This is a genomic window from Kitasatospora sp. NPDC127121, from assembly GCF_042677305.1.
Classification (GTDB): domain Bacteria; phylum Actinomycetota; class Actinomycetes; order Streptomycetales; family Streptomycetaceae; genus Kitasatospora.
The window spans coordinates 41,056-58,984 of the sequence record NZ_JBHXTQ010000037.1; the positions used below are offsets into that span (position 1 = coordinate 41,056).

A 17,929-nucleotide genomic window follows, 5' to 3' on the forward strand; every position below is an offset into this window, starting at 1 on the left:
CCCGTCACACGACAGGCCGACGTCTCGGGCCGTCGCAGTGGAACCGTCCGATAATCGAACCTGGCTGATGCCACGTCGCGGCGAGCTTCCCCGACCCCACCACCCGAGAGACAGGCAGGTACCCCATGGCCAGAATCGCCGTGATCGGCGCCAACGGCACCATCGGCAGTGCCATCGTCGCGGAGGCGGCCGCGCGCGGGCACGAAGTCACCGCGGTGGTCCGCGACCCGGACCGCTACCAGGGTGAGGCGGCCTTCGTCGAACGCGCGGACGTCCTGGACCCGGCCCAGGTGGCCCGGGTGGCGGCCGGCCAGGACGTCCTGGTCAGCGCGGTCGGCGGCGGCGACGGCCCGGGCCACCTGGCGCTGATCGGGCCGGCCGCCCGTTCGCTGGTGGAGGGCCTGCGCTCGCTCGGCGATGCCGCGCCCCGGCTGATCGCGGTCGGCGGCGCGGGCAGCCTGGAGACCGCGCCGGGGGTGCGGGTCTGGGACGCGCCGGGGCTGCCGGAGCCGGTGCTGGAGATCATGCACGCGCACGGCGCGGCGCTGGACTTCTACCGGGCGGTCTCCGACGTCCGCTGGACGGTGCTCAGCCCGGCCGCCGAGATCGGCCCGGGGGAGCGGACCGGCCGCTACCGGACGGGCCTGGAGCAGCTGCTCACGGATGCTGCCGGGCGCAGCCGGATCTCGGTGCCGGACTACGCGGTCGCCCTGGTCGACGAGGCCGAGCAGCCCGAGCACATCGGCGAGCGCTTCACCTGCTGCGCGCTGTAACCCTCAGTTACGGTGCGCCCGGTCAGCCGAGCTGGATCGACCGCTTGGCGAGCCCCATCCAGAACCCGTCGATGACGCTGCGCTGGCTGCCGAGGTCGGCCTCGCCGGCGCCGAGGGTGACGAACAGCGGGGCGAAGTGCTCGGTGCGCGGGTGGGCGAGCCGCCCGGCGGGGGCCTTGCGCTCGAAGTCGAGCAGCGCGTCCAGGTCGTGGGCGTCCAGGGCGCGCCGGCCCCAGTCGTCGAACTCGGCCATCACCGAGCTGATCCGGCCGTCGTTGCTGAGCGCCCGCAGGTTGTGGGTGAAGAAGCCGCTGCCGACGATCAGCACGCCCTCGTCGCGCAGCGGGGCGAGCCGGCGGCCGATCTCCAGCAGCCGCTGCGGGTCGAGCGTGGGCATGGAGATCTGGAGGACGGGGATGTCGGCCTCCGGGAACATCTCCACCAGCGGGACGTACGCGCCGTGGTCGAGGCCGCGGTCGGGGATGTCCTGCACGGGCGTGCCGGGGGCGCGCAGCAGCTTGCGGACGCGGTCGGCGAGCGCCGGTGCGCCGGGGGCGGCGTACTGGACCCGGTAGTAGTGCTCGGGGAAGCCCCAGAAGTCGTACACCAGCGGCACGGTGGTGACGGCGCCGAGGGCGAGCGGTGCCTCCTCCCAGTGGGCGGAGACCATCAGGACGGCCTTGGGCCGGGGCAGGTCGGCGGACCAGGCGGCCAGTTCACCGGGCCAGACCGGGTCGTCGGCGAGCGGCGGCGCGCCGTGCGAGAGGTACAGGGCGGGCATACGCTCGGGGGCCGCGGTGCTCATGGCGTCCTCCTCCTGGGTCGAACGGGACTGGTGGCTCGACAGAGTAGTTCAAATTTGAACCTCTACTCGCTGACCGTACACCTTCGTTCGAATTTGAACAACAGGAGTAGGCTTCACTGCATGTCCACACTGAACGAACCCCGCTGGCTGGACCAGGACGAGATGGCTGCCTGGCGGGGCTTCGTCGTCGCGAGCAACCTGCTCAACCGCCGACTGGAGCGCCAGCTCAAGGAGGACTCCGGCCTCTCGCACCAGCAGTACGAGATCCTGGTCCACCTGTCCGCCGCCCCGGCCCACGCGCTGCGGATGACCGAACTCGCCGACAAGCTGGTCACCTCCAAGAGCGGCCTCACCTACCAGGTCACCCAGCTGGAGCGGATGGGCCTGGTCGCCCGCCGCTCCTGCCCCAGCGACGTGCGCGGCGTCATCGCCGAACTCACCGACCAGGGGCGGGAGTCACTGCGGCAGGCCGCACCCGGGCACGTCGCCCTGGTCCGCGAGCTGCTGATCGACGTGCTCACCCGCGAGCAGCTGGCCGTGCTCGCCGAAAGCCTCGGCGAGGTCAGCGCCCGGCTGCGCCTCGACGACACACCCTGAAGTCCCTCAGTCAGTTCCCCTGCGCTGCCCCCCCGCAGCAGCCGCCGCTCCCGTTCGGCGGTCTACCGAGCCTGAGCCGGGGCCTGAGCCCGGACCGGCTGCGGGGCGCAGAGCAGGGCGGTCCGCAGGTCGAGCCGGTCCCGCAGTCGGGCCAGGCTGCGGCCGGTCAGCTCCTCGATCCGGCGGATCCGGTAGTGCACGGTGTTGACGTGGATGCACAGCGCCTCGGCCGTCCGCGCCCACGAGCCGTCGTGGTCCAGGAAGACCGCCAGGGTGCCCAGCAGCGAGACGCTGTTCTCCCGGTCGTGGGCGGCCAGCGGGGCCAGCAGCCGGGCGTGGAAGGCGGCCGCCACCTCCGGCGGGATGCCGCGAAGCAGTCCGTCCAGCGAGTCCAGTTCGGCGGCGCTGCCGACCGGGCCGGCCGAGCCCTCCAGTACGTAGCGGGCCTGCACCAGCGCCGCCCGCAGTGCGGCGGGGGCGGGCGGGGCGGCCGGGCCGACGCCCACCCGCAGGGTGCACCGGCCGGTCAGCCGGCTCTGCAGCGCGGGCCGGGCCCGGCGCAGCCGTTCGGCGACCTGCTCGACCGGCGCGGCCACCAGCGCGGCGGACCGCCCGCCGCGGTCGGTCCCGGCGGCGTACGGCGCGCCGAGCGGGTGCAGCGCCTCGGCCAGCGCGTACGCCGCCCAGGCGACGGGCGGGCCGTCGCCCGGCGCGGCACCCGCCTCGCCCGCCCGGCCGCCGTCGATCCGCGCGGTGACCGCCACCAGCGACTCGGCCCCGCCCAGCCCGCAGGCCGCGAGCGGCTCGGCGAGCCCGGCCTCCCCGGCGAGCGCGTCCAGTAGCCGCCCGGCGGCCCGGCGCCGCGCGCCCGCGTCGGCGTGGGCGCGGGCGGCGAGCGGGGCGAGCAGTTCGGCCAGGGCCTGGAGCGCCGGTTCGGCCGCCGCCGAGCGCAGGTGCGGGCGCAGCCGCCAGCCGTCGAACGGCGAGCCGTCCTGGGGCCCGACGGGCAGCCCGGTGTCGCCGCGCCCGGCGGGCGGGACGGGTGCGGCAGTGGCGGGTGCGGCGGTGGCGGCAGCGGCGGTGGCGGCGACGGCCCGGCCGCCGGCGGTGGTGATCGAGCAGTCCGGCACCCCGAGCCGGCCGACCGCGTGGGCCAGCACCTCGCCGGCCCCGGCGTCCGCGTGCAGCAGGTCGAGCAGTTCGTGCCGGACGGTCTCCGGGATCGCCGCGGTGTCCTGGGCGCCGGCCCGCAGGTCCCCCCAGAGCCGCAGGTAGACGCGGTCGGTGACGGCACGGAAGCTGACTCCGGCGGGCACCGCCAGCAGCGGGATGCCGTGGGTGCGGCAGGCGTCGGCGAGGCTGTCCGGGACGCTGCCGTGGGTGCCCTCGCCGGCCAGCAGCGCCGCCACGCCCGCGCTGCGCAGGGCGGTGGCGAAGCGCAGCGCGCCGGAGGCGTCGGCGGGCTGCCACCAGACCAGGCCGGTGAGGACGAGTTCGCCGGGCTGGAGGTAGCGGGCCGGGTCCTGGAGGTCGGTGGAGCTGAGCCCGGTGACCGGGCGGTCGAGCAGGTCCGGGGTGCCCCAGGCCAGGCGGATGTCCAGGTCGTCGAGGTGCAGCAGGTCGCCGACGATCATCTCTCGCTCATCTCGCTCTCGCTCTCGCCTTTGTGCGCCGCGCAAGGCTATGCCTCGCAAGTGCAAGGTTCAGGTGCGTATGGGCATCGTAAATGCAAGTCATGCGGCGGTGATTCTTCTTGTCGGATCATCCAGTGCGGGCCCCTCGGCGGGTGTGCGGAACCAGTCGTCCGCCCGATTGCGGTGCCGCTTCCATCGGCTTTCGCGGCTTCCGCCGGCTTCCACCGGTGCGGGGCGCGCCGAGCCGCCTCCTCGGACATGCCCGCCCCTGTCTCCGCAGTTGCCAGCCGAAAGCGCTTCATCCCGTCGCAGATGCAGCTGAAATCATCCTTTCGGCGCCGCAGCTGCGAATGCCCGAGCCCTTCCTCGGGTAACCCCCTCCCGGGTCGCAGCGGCGCGGCCCGGGAGGAGGGAGCACCATGACCCCGCCGAGCCCCACCGTCCGGCTGCACGGCCACTTCGACCGGCCCGCCGAGCTGTCGGTCGACCAGCTGCGCGCCCTCCCCGCGCACCGCGTCGAGGTCAGCTTCGACTGCCTGGCCGAGGGCGAGCAGCGGCACGACTACGAGGGGCCCGCGCTCTGGGACGTGCTGTGCGCGGCCCGGCCCCGGATCGACTTCTCCGGCCGCAAGCAGCGGCTGCGCTTCCTGCTGTCGGTCAGCGGCGCGGACGGCCACCGGGCCGTCGTCTCCTGGGCCGAGATCGACCCCGACTTCGGCGGCCAGCGGATCCTGCTGGCCACCAGCATGGACGGCGCCCCGCTGGACGCCGCCGGCCCGCAGCTCGTCGTCCCCGACGACCACTGCGGCGCCCGCTACGTCAGCGGGGTCACCGCCGTGTGGCTCGGCCCGCTGGGTGAACCGGCGGCCTGAGCCCCGGCCGCGCGTAGCCGGGCCTTGTGTCGCTGGGCCTTGTGCCGCCGGGTCGGCCGAGCCGCGGCCCCGGTCCGGGCCCCGGTCCGAGTCTTGTGCCGCCAACGGGAGCGTGGGGAGGATGGGCGCATGACGATCGATCTCGCCTTCGCCGAGCGCTTCGCCGAGGTCTGGGCCGCCGACTGGAACTCCCGCGACCTGGAGCGCATCCTCGCCCACTACACCGAGGACGTGGTCTTCGCCTCGCCCCGGATCCGGGTGCTCACCGGTGAGCGGCTGGACGAGGTGCGCGGCAAGGAGGCCCTGCGCGCGTACTGGGCGCAGGGCCTCGACCGCCTGCCCGACCTGCACTTCACCGTCGAGGACGTCCGCGCCTCCGTGGACACCGTCGTCATCAACTACCGCAACGAGCGGGGCCAGGCCGTCGCCGAGGTGCTGACCTTCCGCGACGGCCTGGTCTGCCGGGGCCTCGGCGCCTACGGGCCGGAGGCCTGACGCGGGCCCCCGTCGGATCCTCGCCGGGGCCGTAGGCCCTGCTCGGAGGGGGTGTGGGCCCGATCGCAGCCGAGACCGAAAAGAGCTCGCCGGATGCCTGTTTCCGTGCCAACATGCCCCATATGGGGACGATTCTGCACGGCACCCTGGTGACCCTCCGTACCGCCGGCACCGACGACATCCCGGCGCTCGCGGCCATCCGCGGCACGCCCGAGGTGTTCGCCCGCTGGCGGGGCGGTGACGACCTCGCCGACGCCGTCGCCAGCGACCTGGAGGAGCCCGACACCGAGACCCTCGCCGTCGAGGTGGGCGGGAAGATCGTCGGCGCCATCCAGTGGTACGCCAACAACGACGACGAGTACCGGCACGCTGGCATCGACATCTACCTCGACCCGGAGGTCCACGGCGTCGGCCTCGGCGCGGACGCCGTCCGTACGCTGGCCCGCCACCTCGTCGACCACCACCACTACCACCGGCTGATCATCGACCCGGCGGCCGACAACACGGCCGCGATCCGCTGCTACGCGAAGGTCGGCTTCCGCTCCGTCGGCACCATGCGCCAGTACGAGCGCGGCCCGGACGGCACCTGGCACGACAACCTGCTGATGGACCTCCTCGCGGACGAGCTCCGCTGACCGGCGCGCGAACTCCGCTGACCGGCGCGCCCGTGCGGCGGTAGGCGGCCCGGCAGCGGCCCGACCGGTCCGGAGCGCGCGTGGCGCGGAGTCAGATCGCGGCTGCGCCTGCGGTCGCCCGCTCCGGCGCCGGGCAGCCGCAGGTGCGCCGCAGCACCAGCCGGGCCGGGAAGGTCCGCGCGCCGGTGGAGCGCCGCTCGGCCCCGCCGAGGACCAGGTCGACCGCGGCGCGGGCCATCTCGTCCTGCGCGGTCGCGACGGTGGTCAGCGCCGGGCCGGCGATCACCGCCTCGGCGATGTCGTCGAATCCGGCCACCGCGAGCTGCTCCGGCACCCGGATGCCCAGGTCGTCGGCGGCCCGCAGCAGGCCGATCGCCTGGTCGTCGGTCGTGCAGAACACGGCGGACGGCCGGTCGGGCCGGGCCAGCAGGGCGAGCGCCTCGGCGTGCGCCCGGACGCGGTCGAACGGCGCCGGCACCAGCCGCCCCTCGGTCGCCAGCCCGGCCTCGGCCAGCGCGGCGGCCCAGCCGGCCGTCCGCCCGGTGACCGGGTCGTGCGGGCTGAGCGCGAGGGTGCCGCCGAAGCAGTGCACCTCGGCGTGGCCGTGCCCGAGCAGGTGCCGGACCACCTCGCGGGCGCCGCCCTCGTCGTCCGCCACCACCGCGACGCCGTCGGCGGTCTCCGCCCGGTGGTGCAGCAGCACGACCGAGGTGCCGTCGCCCACGTCGAAGCCGGTGAGCCCGGGGGTGGCCGGGTCCTGGGTGACGAGGATCAGCCCGTCGACCTGCATGCCGAGGAACGCGCGGATGTAGTGCGCCTCGCGCTCGTCCACGTAGTCGGAGTTGCCGATCAGCAGGAGCCGGCCGTGGTCGGCGGCGGCCTGCTCGACGGCGTGCGCGAGCCCGGCGAAGAACGGCTGGCGGGCGTCCGGCACGACCATGCCGAGCAGGTTGGTCCGCCGCCGTGCCATCGCCTGGGCGACCCGGTTGGGGCGGTAGCCGAGCTCCTCGACCGCCGCGAGCACCCGCGCCCGGGTCGCGGGCGCCACCGGCCGCGGCCCGTCGTTGATCACATAACTCACGACCGCCGTGGACGTCCCCGCCACCCGCGCCACATCGTCCCGTGTCACCCTCGCCATGCCCGCGAGCCTACACAGCGCCTCCGACAGCTCCGGGCTGCCGTCGCCGCCGGGCGCCCGCCGTGGTCAGTACGTGTGGTCCGCGGTGATGTCCGCCGAGAGGCCGAGGGCCTGTTCGGCGGGTCGCCCGCGCAGCGCCAGCAGGGTCTGGGCGAGCGCGTCGACGGCGGCCAGGTGGGCGAGCCGGCTGGCCGTGGTCTCCAGGCCGAAGACCAGGTCCTGCCCGCCCGCGACCAGGGTGTGGGTGGCCGTCTCGGTGAGCGGCGAGCGGGCGTAGCTGGTGAGCGCGACCACGGCCGCCCCGGCTGCCCGGGCCCGGCGCGCGGCGTCGATCACCAGCGGGGTGGCGCCGCCGTGGCTGACCGCGAAGCAGACGCCGTCGGGCGGGAGCTGGGCGGCGGCCAGCTGGGCGGTGAGCGGGTCGGCGGGGGCGTCGACGCGCAGGCCGAGCGCGCGCAGCCGGTAGGCGAGGTCGAGCACCACCGCGCCGGACAGCCCGGAGCCGACCAGCACCACCTGGCCGGCGCCGGCCAGCACGTCGGCGGCCGCCCGCAGGTCGTCGGCGGTGAGTGTGGCGGTGATCCCGTCCAGGGCTGCGCGGGCGGCCCGCAGGGTGTCGGCGAGGGCCCGGGCGGCCGGGTCGCGTGCGTCGTCGTCGGCGGGGGCCGGGGCCGTGGCGGGGGAGTGCCGGGCGGCGGCGATCTTCAGCTCCTGGTAGCCGCGGAAGCCGAGCCGCTGGCAGGCCCGGACCACGGAGGAGGGGGCGGTGCCGGCCAGTGCGGCGACGTCGCTGACGCTCAGGTGCACCAGGCCGGCACCCCGGTCGAGCACCACCTCGGCCACCCGCGCCTCGGCACCGCGCAGGTCGCCGAGCCGGGCCCGGATCCGCGCGGCGAGCTGGGACTCCAGGGGCGTCATGTCGGAATGTCCTTCCATGGCGCTAGGGTAGCGTGGAATTTGGTTCCAGGCCGTGCCGGGTCGCCGGAAGGCCGTCGGAGGGGAGCTTCGCCATGCCCGAGATCGTGCCGGCCGTGCCGGTGGCCGTGCTCGCCGCGGCCGTGCTGCACGCCGTCTGGAACGGCCTGGCGCACCGAATAGCGGACAAGCTGGTCGGCTTCGCGCTGATCAACCTGACCTACACCGCGTGCGCGCTGGTCCTGGTGCTGCTCAACCCGCTGCCGGCGGCCTCGGCCTGGCCGTACCTGCTGGCCTCGGTCGCCGTCCAGACGACGTCGACGGTCCTGCTGCTACGCGCCTACCAGCTGGGCGACTTCGGGCAGATGTACCCGATCGCGCGCGGCTCGGCGCCGCTGCTGGTGGCCCTGCTGTCGGCCACCGTGCTCGGCCAGCGCCCGGGCGCGGGCGAGCTGTTGGGCGTCGTGGTGATCTCCTGCGGCCTGATCGGGCTGGCCTTCGCCAAGGGCGTCCCGGGGCGGGCGCAACTGCCCGCGCTCGGGGCCGCCGCCGGGACGGGCGTGATGATCGCCGTCTACACGGTGCTGGACGGCAGCGGCGTCCGGCACGCCGGGACGGTCGGCGGCTACGTGGCCTGGCTGTTCCTGTTGCAGGGGCCGACGCTCGCGCTGATCGCCTGGGCCCGGCGCGGCCGTTCGCTGCTGACCGGGGTCGGCAAGGTGGTGCCGGTGGGGATCGCGGGAGGCGTGCTCTCGTTGACGGCCTACGGCCTGGTGGTGTGGGCGCAGTCCCGGGGGGACTTGGCGACGATCGCGGCGCTGCGCGAGACGAGCATCGTGATCGCCGCCCTGATCGCCACCGTGGTGTTCCGGGAGCGGCTCGGCCGTCTGCGGCTGAGCGCCAGCCTCATCGTGCTGGCCGGGATAGCCGTCCTGGAGCTGGCCCGGCCGTAGCGCTGTCTGGCCGATCGCGGGCTGATCCACCGAGACCGGCCGGACAGGATTCGGTGGCCGTCAGCCCTTTTCCGGCACGATCACGGTCAGCGAGGTGCTCAGCACCTCGAAGCCCAGGGACTCGTAGAGCCGACGGGCCGGGTTGCTGTCGGTGACGGCCAACTGCACCTCGACGAGCCCGCGTTCGGCGGCGTCGGCGACGGCGCGGCGCAGCAGGTCCGCGCCGAGGCCCCGGTAGCCGAGCTCCGGGTGCCGGAAGACGTCGGCGATCCACGGCAGGCCGCCGCGGTCGGTGAGGACGAGCCCGGCCACCACCCGGTCCTGCGCGTCCACGGCGAGCAGGCTGGACGGCAGCACCGGCCCGATGACCTCGCCGGCGAGCAGCGGGGCGATCCGCTCCGCCAGGGCCTGCCGGTCGTCGCCCGCGAAGTGGTCCGGGTGCCCCGGGGCAAACGCGGCCCGCCAGGCCTCGAACAGGTCCTCGGGCGCGCGGTCGCAGGGCACGGCCCGCAGGCCGCCGCGCAGCGGGGCCCCGGCCCAGTCGGCGGGCGGCGGGTCGGCGACCAGGTCGCGCCGCATGGCGTGGGAGTGTCGGAGCACGGTGGCGCCGTGCTCCAGCAGGGCGAGGCCGAACTCGGGGGCCCCGGAGACCACCCACCCGGCCAGCTCGGTGCGGACGAATTCCACCGGGTCGGTGCCGTCGTTTCCGTCCACCACCTCCAGCAGGTCGGCCCAGGGCCGCCCCTCCCGCTCGCCGAGGAGGTAGCGCACCACCGGTACGCCCTCGCCGTTCCGCCCGATCACCCAGTCAGTCTCGGTCACACCCAGCCCCATTCGTACGGTCGTTCGTCCGCCGTCATGGTCGACGAGAGTGCGTCCGGGGGCAACCGAATTGTCAGGCCACCACCGCGGCGCGGACGCAGAGCACGTCCGGCAGGTGGGAGATCAGCGGTGACCAGCTCTCGCCCTCGTCGTGGCTGCCGTAGACGTCGCCGGTCCGGTTGCCGAAGTAGATCCCGGCCGGTTCGGCGTCGTCGGTGCGCAGCGCGTCGCGCAGCACGACGCCGTAGTGGTCCTCGCCGGGCAGGCCGTCGGCGAGCGGCTGCCAGCTGGCGCCGCCGTCGGTGGTGCGGAAGACCCGGCACCGGAGGCCGGGCGGGATGCGGTCGTCCCCGCCGCCGAGCGGGAACAGGTAGGCGGTGTCGCCCCGGCGCGGGTGGGCGGCGACGGCGAAGCCGAACGCGGCGGGCAGCCCGTCGGCGACGGAGCGCCAGCTCGCGCCCCAGTCGTCGCTGCGGTAGACGCCGCCGTGGTTCTGCAGGTACAGCCGGTCGGGGTCGACGGGGTCGGGGGCGATCTTGTGCACGCACTGGCCGAACTCGGGGTACTGGCCCTCCTCCGGGAGGAACTCGGCGCGCAGGCCGGTGTTGGCGGGCTCCCAGCTGTCGCCGCCGTCCTTGCTGCGGTAGACGCCGCCGGTGGAGACGGCGACCAGCAGCCGCTGCGGGTCGCGCGGGTCGGTGACGACGGTGTGCAGGCCCTGGCCGCCGTAGCCGGCGCCCCAGTCGGTCCGGTGCGGGTGGTTCCAGAGCGACTCGACCAGGCGGAAGGTCTCGCCGCCGTCCTCGGAGCGGAACAGCGCCGCGGGCTCGGTGCCGGCGTAGACGACGCCGGGGGCCTCCGGGCCGGCCGGCTGGAGCTGCCAGACCCGGGTGAGCGAGGCGCCGGTGGCTTCGGGGAAGCGGATCGCCGGCTGCGGCGGCTCGTACCAGGTGGCGCCGAGGTCGTCGGAGCGCCAGACGGACGGCCCCCAGTGGCTGCTGTCGGCGCCGACCAGCAGCCGGGTGCGGCCGTCGCGGCGGTCGATGGAGACGGAGTAGACCGCGTTCATCCGGAAGTGCGGCCCGCTGAACTCCCAGTCCAGCCGGTCGCGGCTGCGGCCGAGAAAGAGGCCCTTCTCGGTTCCGACGGCCAACAGCACTTCGGTCATGCCCACACCACCTGGTGACGAGTACGGCCCCCCGGGACGGCTCCCGCCGCCCAGTGTCCCGCCGTTCACCGGCGGCCACATCTCGCCGCGCCCACTCACCCGGAAGGCTCTCTCGTCAGGAAGGCTCACCCGCCCGGCTCACCCCCGGCAGCCCTCCAGCAGCCGCAGCCACACCTCGCTGATCGTCGGGTAGGAGGGCACGGCGTGCCAGAGCCGGTCGATCGGCACCTCGCCGACCACGGCGACGGTCGCCGAGTGCAGCAGTTCGGCGACCCCGGGGCCGACCAGGCAGGCGCCGACCAGCACCTCGCGGTCCAGGTCGAAGACCACCCTGGCCCGGCCGCGGTAGTGGTCGCCGTACAGCGAGGCCCCGGCGACGGCGCCGAAGTCGTGGTCGACGGCCTTGACCCGCAGCCCGGCCCCTTCGGCCGCCGCCAGGGTCAGTCCGACGGCGGCGACCTCCGGATGGGTGAACACGACCTGCGGCGCGCCCGCGCTGTCGGCCGACGCGGCGTGCGCGCCCCAGCGGGAGGTGTCCAGCGCACGCCCCTGGGCGCGGGCCACGATCGCCGAGCCCGTGATCCGGGCCTGGTACTTGCCCTGGTGGGTGAGCAGCGCCCGGTGGTTGACGTCCCCGGCGGCGTACAGCCACTCGCCGTCGACGCCGAGCACGGTGCAGCTGTCGTCCACCTCCAGCCAGCCGCCCGGCTTCAGCCCGACCTGCTCCAGCCCGACGTCGGCGGTGCGCGGGGCCCGTCCGGTCGCGTACAGCACCTCGTCCACGGTCAGCCGCTCGCCGCCACCGAGCGTCAGGACCACCGGCCCGGCGCCGTCCGCCCGCTCCAGCGCGGTGGCCTCCGTCCCGAACCGGAGGTCCACCCCGGCCTCGCGCAGGCCCTCCGCGACCAGCTCGCCTGCGAACGGCTCCATCCGCGGCAGCAGGTGGTCGCCGCGCACCAGCAGCACCACCTCGGAGCCGAGCGCCCGCCAGGCGGTCGCGAGCTCCACCCCGACCACGCCGCCGCCGACCACCGCCAGCCGCCCGGGCACGGCCGGAGCGGCGGTCGCCTCCCGGTTGGTCCACGGGTGGGCCTCCGCCAGCCCCGGCACGCCCGTGGGCAGCACCGGGCGGCTGCCGGTGCACACGGCGACGGCGTGCCGGGCGGTGAGCACCCGCTCGGTGCCGTCCTCGGCCTCCACGGTGACGGTCCGCACGCCCGCCAGCCGGCCGTGGCCGCGCACCAGCTCGATGCCGGCGTTCCGCAGCCACTGCACCTGGCCGTCGTCGTTCCAGTGCGAGGTGAAGGAGTCCCGCCGGGCCAGCACCGCGGCCGGGTCCAGCCGCCGGTCGCCGACCGCCTCCCGGGAGCCGGCCACCGCGCGGGCGTCGGCCAGCGCGGCCACCGGGCGCAGCAGCGCCTTGCTCGGCATGCAGGCCCAGTACGAGCACTCGCCGCCGACCAGTTCGGCCTCCACGACCACCGTGCGCAGGCCGGCGGCGGCCGTCCGGTCGGCGACGTTCTCGCCGGTCGGGCCGCCCCCCAGGACGATGACGTCGTACTCCTCGGCGGTGCTGGTCATACCCGGTCCTCCGTGCTGTCGATGGCCACCCCGGCCCGCAGGGCGAGGGTGATGGGCGTGTGGTCGCGGACGTCGAGCAGCCGGGCGTGCCGGGCGCGCCGGGCGTCGTCCAGCGCGTCGGTGAGGGCGCCGGTGAGGGCGGCCTTCCGGGAGGTCGGCCCGTGGCTGCCGTTCGTCTCGTACCCGAGCCTGACCCGAACGGCCTCCAGCGGCCACTTCTCGCGCTCCGCGTGCATCCGCAGGGGCTCGCTTTCCTATGGGATCCGGCCCCCGGCCGGACGGGCGCCGGGCCGTGTGCCCGGCGCCGTGCCCATCCTGCGACGTCGACGGGGCTTCGCGCAGACGAACCCGCAGATGAACGCGCCGACGAACCCGCCGACGGGTCCGAGCCGAGGGAGGGTCAGAGCGCCGCGAGCTCGGCCAGTACCGCCGCCGTGTCGGCCGGGCGGGAAAACATCGGCCAGTGCCCGGTGGGCAGTTCGCGCAGCTCCCAGTTCGGCCCGTCGAGCCCGGCGAACCACGGGTGGCCGGCCGTGATCATCGCCTGCACCTGGGCGAGCGGGAAGGAACAGGTCACCAGTGCCTGCGGCAGCGCGGCCGAGGCGCCCGTCAGCCGCAGCCGGTCCCGGTACGCCCCGGCCGGGTGCGGGGTGGCTCGCTCGCGGATCCGGGCGAGCGCGGCCTCGTCCAGGCCCTCCACACTGGCGCCGTCGGCGGCGAGGTCGGCCCAGGAGGGCATCGGGAGGCGGCCGTCGACCACCGAGGCGTCGGCCGCCGCGCGGTGGTCGGGCTGCCAGAGGTCGTACAGCGAACCGCCGTCGATCATCGGGCCGCTGTCCAGGTAGACCACCCGGCGGATCCGCTCCGGCATCCGGTCCGCGATCCCGCCGGCCGGGGCGCAGGCGCCGCTGTGCGCGACCAGCACCACCTCCCACAGGTCCTCGCGGACCAGCAGGTCGGCCAGCGCGGCGATGTGCTCCGCCAGCCCGATCGGCTCGGCCTCGCCCGCGCGCTCCGCCAGCCCGGGCAGCGTCACGGGATGGACGGTGTGCCCGTCGGCGCGCAGCGGCCCGGCGACCTCCTCCCAGGCCCAGGCGCCGAGCCAGAAACCGGGGACCAGTACGAACGTGCTCATGGTGGATCGCTCCTCGCGGTCGGGCGGGATCTCCGTCGCCGACGACCCTAGGGCGTGTCGTCAAACCCCCGCCTGCGCGCCGGCGCCGGGGCACGCACCTCGCCGCGTTGTCGTCGGTCGCCGATGCTCCGCATGGACTCCCTCCTCCGCCTTGCGATGCACGCACCCCAGCGCCGCCACGCCCGCCCTCCGGGCGGACGACGGGGGTTTGACGACACGCCCTGGGACCGACCCCGGCCGGACTTCGCCCGGATTTTCGCCCGGATTACAGAACGACCGGGCCCGGGGAGTCGCACTCCCCGGGCCCTCGGACAAGCGGACGTCCGGACGCCCCGGACACCCGGACGGGTCAGGCCTGGCCCTCGGCCGCCTGCTCCTGCGCCACCTTGCGCTTCACCTCGGCCATGTCCAGCTTCCTGGCCTGGCCGATCAGGTCCTCGAACACCGACTCCGGCAGCGCACCGGCCTGCGAGAAGACGAGCACGCCCTCACGGATGATCGCCAGCGTGGGGATCGACTGGATCCCGAACGCGGAGGCCAGCTCCACCTGCGCCTCGGTGTCCACCTTGGCGAAGACGAGGTCCGCGTGGCGCTCGGCCGCCTTCTCGTACACCGGGGCGAACTGGCGGCACGGCCCGCACCACCCGGCCCAGAAGTCGATGAGGACGAAGTCCTGGCCCTCCGGGCCCGGGACGATGTCGTCGAAGTTCTCCTTGGTCAGCTCGACCGTGCTGCTCATCTCGCGATTCCTTCCCTTCCGGAGGCGGCGCTACCGATCACGTGCTCGCGACAACCGTGCGCCCCGACGGGGTATTCCGGAGCCGTCCGCGCCGGGTAGCCGCCCGGGCCGGTAGCCGCCCGCGCCGCAGCCGTCCCCACCGGTAGCCGCCCCCCACCGGTTCAGCGCCCGGGCGCCGCTCACGGCGTGGAGCGGAAACCCCACGGGTGGGAGACCTCGTACGCCGCCAGCCGCTCGATCCGGGCCGGCCCCTGCACGCCGGGCCAGCGCGGGTTCGGCGTGCCGTCGCCGGTCAGGTGCTCCCGTCGCCAGACGCCGTTCCAGCCGACCCGCAGGGCGGGCTCGAAGCTGTGCCACCGTCCGCACGGGCACGGCTGCCGTACCCAGGCGCAGGTCCGGCAGAGTTCGGCCAGGCCGTGGCCGGTCGAGCGCGGCAGCACCGGCCCCTCGTCCCCGCAGGCCGGGCAGCCGGGCAGTACGGCGCCGTCCAGCAGCGCGTTCTGCCGCCGGACGTAGTCGGGCAGCCGCAGCGGCGGGTGGAGGAAGGGGTCCGCCCGCCAGGCTGCGTCCGGTGCGCCCCACCAGGGGCGGTTCCACCACACCGGCTCGGTCGGTTGCCGCCGCCCGGCCCGCTTCTCCGCCCGGCGCCGCGCCTCGTACTCCCGCGCTCCGGCCAGCCACAGGACCCGCGCCTCGTGCAGCTCCTCCACGGCCCGCACCAGCGAGTCCGGGTCGGCCTCCATCAGCCGGGGCATCCGGGCGCTGAGCGTGAGGTGGTGGTAGGTGGCCCGGAAGCCGTACGGCGCGAAGCAGGTCAGGCAGGTCCGCAGGGCGTTGAGCCGCCGGCGCACCGGCAGCCGCTCGTCGTGCACCCGGGCCCGGTGGGTCAGGAAGCTGGTCACGGCTGCCCCGCGGCGACATCGAGGGCCGGCTGCATGCGTATCACCGGGCGATCATGCCGGACGGCCCGCCCGTCGGGCCAAGGCATTACCCCGCGTCCGCCGCGATCCGGGCCAGGACCCGGCCGCAGCGCCGGGCGAAGGCCCGCTGCGCGAGCGGCAGCAGCGGCCCCGCCAGCCGGGCGTACCGGGCGACCGGACGGCTGAAGGCGGTCACGCTGAACCAGACCGCCCCGTCCGCCTCCAGTTCGACCAGGAACGTTTCTTCGCCGCACGCCAGATGGCCGGCCCGGGTGCCGTAGGTGAAGCCGTACCGGTCCGGGCCGTCGACGGTGGCCAGCACCCGGTTGGGGGCGCCGGCCCGGAGCGGGCCGACGCCGATCGCGCAGTGCACGGCGACGCCGGGGGCGGCCCGGTCCGCGTCGGCGTCGATCCGCACGCCGGCCAGCCGGTGCATCCGCCAGCCGAGCAGGGCGGCCCCGGCCACCTCCAGGGCGGGGCGGCCCCGGCCGACGAGTGCCCGGTGCCGCAGGTGGCGGTACCCGCCGGGCAGGTGTCCGGTGGCGCTGGCGCCCTGCTCCGGGTAGCTGAGGTCGGTCATCGGTGGTCCTCCGTGGTGGTGATCCGGCGCCAGGCGAGCAGCGAGCAGAGCGCGAAGCCGAGCGCGTTGCCGACGCCGTGGGTGGCGGCCATCCAGGCCAGGGTGGGGTGGGGGAGCCCGGACGCCTGGCCGAGGGCCCACCACAGGGCGAGCAGCATGGTGAGGGCGAGGACGGCCGAGGAGGCGGTGAGCAGCCGGGCGGTGACCGGGTCGGCGGCGCGCGGCCGCAGGTCGCGCCAGGTGACCAGGCCGACCAGCCACATCCCGGTGGTGAGCACGCAGGCCCCGGCGAACTGGACCCAGGTGCCGAGGAAGTACCCGGCGAGCACCAGCAGCGTCCCGGCCGGCACGCTGAGCGCGGCGCAGCGGGCGGCGCCGGAACCCGCCCGGGTGCTGCGGCAGACCAGCCCGGCGACGAGGGCGGCGGTGAAGCCGGCGTAGTGGAAGTGCGGGACGGTCAGCGCCAGGACGTGCGGTTCGAAGCCGAACAGCGGGTAGCCGGAGCGCTCGGCGACCAGGGCGGTGCCGGCCACCGCGGGGGCGGCGAGCGCGGTGAGGACGGCGATTTCGGCGGGCGCGAGCGAGCGGGTCCGGCGCAGCCGCAGCGGTGCGTGGAGGGCGATGGCCAGGGTGCCGAGCGCGTAGAGGGCGGCGCTGCCGGTGGCGAGGCCGCCGCGCGGGAGCCAGAGCGAGAGCGCGCCGGGGACGGCGGCGAGCGGCCAGAGCCGGCGGACGCGGGCGAGGCCGGGTTCGCCGATCAGGGCGAGGCCGAGCGGGACGACGGCGCCCATACCGAGCAGGACCAGCAGGTTCACCAGCTCCGTCGTGCCCTTGCCCATGCCGGAAGCACCTCCTTGAACGTGTTCAAACCTTGGTCGTGGACGACTCTACGCCGCAGAGTTGAACGCGTTCAACTTGCCTCCGGTCCGCCTGCCCTGGTGTTCACGGTGGGTGCGGCGCACTCTGGAGGAGTAACCGGAGGAGTAATCGATGGAGGTGATCCGCCATGCAGACTCTGGTCGGTTGGCACATCGAGATGGAGTTCCGCGAGGACGGCCCGCGCACGACCGCCGCGGCCATGCTGCGGCTGCGCGACGGCAGGGAACTACGGGCCCACGGCTACAGCAGCCGCCACCCCTCGGACCCGGAACAGCTGCGGGTCGGCGAGGAGATCGCGGGGGCCAGAGCCCTCAACGACCTGGCCTCGCAGCTGCTCACCAAGGCCCACGGCGAGATCCAGGAGGTCAGCCCGGTCCCGACCCACCCGCTGACGTGAGCGCCCCGCACCCGGACGGCGGCCACGCCGGCGGCCGGGAGCACCGTTCGCGCATCCCGCTGATCTGCCCGCGCTGCGGGCACGAACAGCGGGTCGTGCCCGGCGGCCCCGACCGGTCGGTCAGGGTCGTGCACGTGGCGACGGGCCGGGAGGCGTGCGAACCCGGGGACCTGGCGAAGGCGCCGGACGACGGGCCCTGAGAGTGGTCCCCGGCAGCGCGAACGCTTCACCACGCGAACGGCGCCGGGGGGGGGGGGCCGGGGGGGCCCGCCCCCCCCCCCCCCCCCCCCCCCCAGGGCCCCCCGCGGGGGGGTAGGGGGTGGCGGGGGGGGAGTGGGGCCCCCGCCAGCGCCACCGAAACACCACGCCACCGGCGCGGGGGGCCGGGCACGTCCGGGCCCGGCCCCCGCCCCTCGGCGCCACCAGGTCGCCCGACGGAGTCAGTTGACGCAGTACGTCGTCGGCAGCTGCCACTCGGGCCCGACCAGCCGCTGCTCCAGCTCGTTGAGCGTGATCCGGATGCCGACCGTCCCGGCCAGCCCGACCCGGAACCGGCTGCGGGCCAGCACGATCAGCGCCGTCAGGCCGTACTTGTTGATCAGCGAGGTGCGGTAGCGGGCGGTGTCGTCCGGGTCGCAGAGCCGTGCGCGGGCCGGCACCGGCCGTCCGGTCGGGCGCCCGTGGGCGTCGCACGGGCCGACCAGCACCCGGGGGTGGCGCCGGATCCGTTCGGCCTCGCCGGAGTGGGCCGGGGTCCAGACGCCGAGCGCGGTGCCGTCGGGCACCACCCAGATCTGCGAGTCCTGGCGGGTGCCGTCCTCGCCGAAGGTGGTGAGCAGGAGGTATCTGCTGTCGGCGAGCTGGTCGGATCGGTCGTGCATCTGTCCTCCC

Annotated in this window: 21 protein-coding genes and 1 pseudogene; 8 read left to right on the forward strand and 14 right to left on the reverse strand. The window is 75.4% G+C overall.

The genetic code is table 11. The features are described from left to right. The first annotated feature begins 125 nt into the window (after positions 1-125). A complete protein-coding gene (locus tag ACFVHI_RS19755; protein WP_380341102.1) occupies positions 126-773 on the forward strand; it encodes an NAD(P)-dependent oxidoreductase in 648 nt (215 codons plus the stop codon). Positions 774-795: 22 nt separating this feature from the next. Here ACFVHI_RS19755 and ACFVHI_RS19760 read toward each other — a convergent pair whose 3' ends face one another. Beyond that, positions 796-1,578, reverse strand: a complete 783-nt coding sequence (locus tag ACFVHI_RS19760; protein ID WP_063346984.1) for a dioxygenase — start codon at positions 1,576-1,578, stop codon at positions 796-798. Positions 1,579-1,707: 129 nt separating this feature from the next. Between ACFVHI_RS19760 and ACFVHI_RS19765 the strand changes: the two genes are divergently transcribed. Next, a complete protein-coding gene (locus ACFVHI_RS19765; protein ID WP_063350998.1) occupies positions 1,708-2,175 on the forward strand; it encodes a MarR family winged helix-turn-helix transcriptional regulator in 468 nt (155 codons plus the stop codon). 62 nt (positions 2,176-2,237) lie between these two features. On the opposite strand, the gene ACFVHI_RS19770 is transcribed toward ACFVHI_RS19765, so the two are convergent. Continuing rightward, on the reverse strand, positions 2,238-3,809 hold the full coding sequence (locus ACFVHI_RS19770; protein WP_380341105.1) for a PucR family transcriptional regulator: 1,572 nt from the start codon (positions 3,807-3,809) through the stop codon (positions 2,238-2,240). A 419-nt stretch (positions 3,810-4,228) separates the two neighbouring features. Here ACFVHI_RS19770 and ACFVHI_RS19775 point away from each other — a divergent pair, with 419 nt between their 5' ends. The 3 genes from ACFVHI_RS19775 (at position 4,229) to ACFVHI_RS19785 (ending at position 5,811) form a co-directional block, all read left to right on the forward strand. After that, a complete protein-coding gene (locus tag ACFVHI_RS19775) occupies positions 4,229-4,681 on the forward strand; it encodes a molybdopterin-dependent oxidoreductase (RefSeq protein ID WP_380341108.1) in 453 nt (150 codons plus the stop codon). 129 nt (positions 4,682-4,810) lie between these two features. After that, positions 4,811-5,176 (forward strand): nuclear transport factor 2 family protein, encoded by a 366-nt coding sequence (locus tag ACFVHI_RS19780; RefSeq protein ID WP_063346981.1) that lies wholly within the window; start codon positions 4,811-4,813, stop codon positions 5,174-5,176. A 122-nt stretch (positions 5,177-5,298) separates the two neighbouring features. Next, entirely contained in the window at positions 5,299-5,811 is a 513-nt protein-coding gene (locus tag ACFVHI_RS19785) for a GNAT family N-acetyltransferase (protein ID WP_079135490.1), read from the forward strand. 91 nt (positions 5,812-5,902) lie between these two features. Here ACFVHI_RS19785 and ACFVHI_RS19790 read toward each other — a convergent pair whose 3' ends face one another. Together ACFVHI_RS19790 and ACFVHI_RS19795 are read right to left on the reverse strand one after the other, a co-directional pair. Next, entirely contained in the window at positions 5,903-6,949 is a 1,047-nt protein-coding gene (locus ACFVHI_RS19790) for a LacI family DNA-binding transcriptional regulator (RefSeq protein ID WP_063346980.1), read from the reverse strand. Positions 6,950-7,015: 66 nt separating this feature from the next. Next, complete coding sequence (locus ACFVHI_RS19795) at positions 7,016-7,885, reverse strand: MurR/RpiR family transcriptional regulator (RefSeq protein ID WP_063346979.1); 870 nt, start codon at positions 7,883-7,885, stop codon at positions 7,016-7,018. 74 nt (positions 7,886-7,959) lie between these two features. Here ACFVHI_RS19795 and ACFVHI_RS19800 point away from each other — a divergent pair, with 74 nt between their 5' ends. Beyond that, entirely contained in the window at positions 7,960-8,817 is an 858-nt protein-coding gene (locus ACFVHI_RS19800; protein ID WP_380341113.1) for an EamA family transporter, read from the forward strand. 60 nt (positions 8,818-8,877) lie between these two features. On the opposite strand, the gene ACFVHI_RS19805 is transcribed toward ACFVHI_RS19800, so the two are convergent. The 9 genes and pseudogenes from ACFVHI_RS19805 to ACFVHI_RS19845 form a co-directional block, all read right to left on the reverse strand. After that, the gene (locus ACFVHI_RS19805) at positions 8,878-9,639 is read right to left on the reverse strand and encodes a GNAT family N-acetyltransferase (RefSeq protein ID WP_380341116.1); all 762 of its coding nucleotides are present in this window, start codon (positions 9,637-9,639) and stop codon (positions 8,878-8,880) included. A gap of 73 nt (positions 9,640-9,712) precedes the next feature. Beyond that, a complete protein-coding gene (locus tag ACFVHI_RS19810; protein ID WP_380341119.1) occupies positions 9,713-10,807 on the reverse strand; it encodes a WD40/YVTN/BNR-like repeat-containing protein in 1,095 nt (364 codons plus the stop codon). Positions 10,808-10,945: 138 nt separating this feature from the next. Next, the gene (locus ACFVHI_RS19815; RefSeq protein ID WP_380341122.1) at positions 10,946-12,388 is read right to left on the reverse strand and encodes a dihydrolipoyl dehydrogenase family protein; all 1,443 of its coding nucleotides are present in this window, start codon (positions 12,386-12,388) and stop codon (positions 10,946-10,948) included. Further along, positions 12,385-12,624: a hypothetical protein gene (locus tag ACFVHI_RS19820; RefSeq protein ID WP_380341123.1), complete on the reverse strand. Its 240-nt coding sequence runs from the start codon at positions 12,622-12,624 to the stop codon at positions 12,385-12,387. The genes ACFVHI_RS19815 and ACFVHI_RS19820 overlap by 4 nt, the downstream gene beginning before the upstream one ends. Positions 12,625-12,788: 164 nt before the next feature. Continuing rightward, on the reverse strand, positions 12,789-13,523 hold the full coding sequence (locus ACFVHI_RS19825; RefSeq protein ID WP_380341125.1) for an alpha/beta fold hydrolase: 735 nt from the start codon (positions 13,521-13,523) through the stop codon (positions 12,789-12,791). Positions 13,524-13,872: 349 nt separating this feature from the next. After that, positions 13,873-14,274: pseudogene (locus tag ACFVHI_RS19830) on the reverse strand (thioredoxin family protein); the annotation flags it as partial. A gap of 167 nt (positions 14,275-14,441) precedes the next feature. After that, the gene (locus tag ACFVHI_RS19835) at positions 14,442-15,164 is read right to left on the reverse strand and encodes a hypothetical protein (RefSeq protein ID WP_380341128.1); all 723 of its coding nucleotides are present in this window, start codon (positions 15,162-15,164) and stop codon (positions 14,442-14,444) included. A gap of 85 nt (positions 15,165-15,249) precedes the next feature. Then, on the reverse strand, positions 15,250-15,762 hold the full coding sequence (locus ACFVHI_RS19840; protein WP_363371254.1) for a DUF1990 domain-containing protein: 513 nt from the start codon (positions 15,760-15,762) through the stop codon (positions 15,250-15,252). Continuing rightward, positions 15,759-16,601 (reverse strand): YndJ family protein, encoded by an 843-nt coding sequence (locus ACFVHI_RS19845; protein ID WP_380341131.1) that lies wholly within the window; start codon positions 16,599-16,601, stop codon positions 15,759-15,761. Before ACFVHI_RS19845 ends, ACFVHI_RS19840 begins: the two co-directional genes overlap by 4 nt. A 167-nt stretch (positions 16,602-16,768) precedes the next feature. On the opposite strand from ACFVHI_RS19845, the gene ACFVHI_RS19850 reads away from it, so the two are divergent. Together ACFVHI_RS19850 and ACFVHI_RS19855 are read left to right on the forward strand one after the other, a co-directional pair. Beyond that, on the forward strand, positions 16,769-17,038 hold the full coding sequence (locus tag ACFVHI_RS19850) for a DUF1876 domain-containing protein (RefSeq protein ID WP_063346968.1): 270 nt from the start codon (positions 16,769-16,771) through the stop codon (positions 17,036-17,038). Then, positions 17,035-17,238, forward strand: a complete 204-nt coding sequence (locus ACFVHI_RS19855) for a hypothetical protein (protein ID WP_063346967.1) — start codon at positions 17,035-17,037, stop codon at positions 17,236-17,238. Before ACFVHI_RS19850 ends, ACFVHI_RS19855 begins: the two co-directional genes overlap by 4 nt. Positions 17,239-17,478: 240 nt before the next feature. Here the strand turns inward: ACFVHI_RS19855 and ACFVHI_RS19860 are convergent, their stop codons facing one another. Further along, positions 17,479-17,919, reverse strand: coding sequence for a PPOX class F420-dependent oxidoreductase (locus tag ACFVHI_RS19860; RefSeq protein WP_063346966.1), 441 nt, complete (start codon positions 17,917-17,919; stop codon positions 17,479-17,481). Positions 17,920-17,929: the final 10 nt, after the last annotated feature.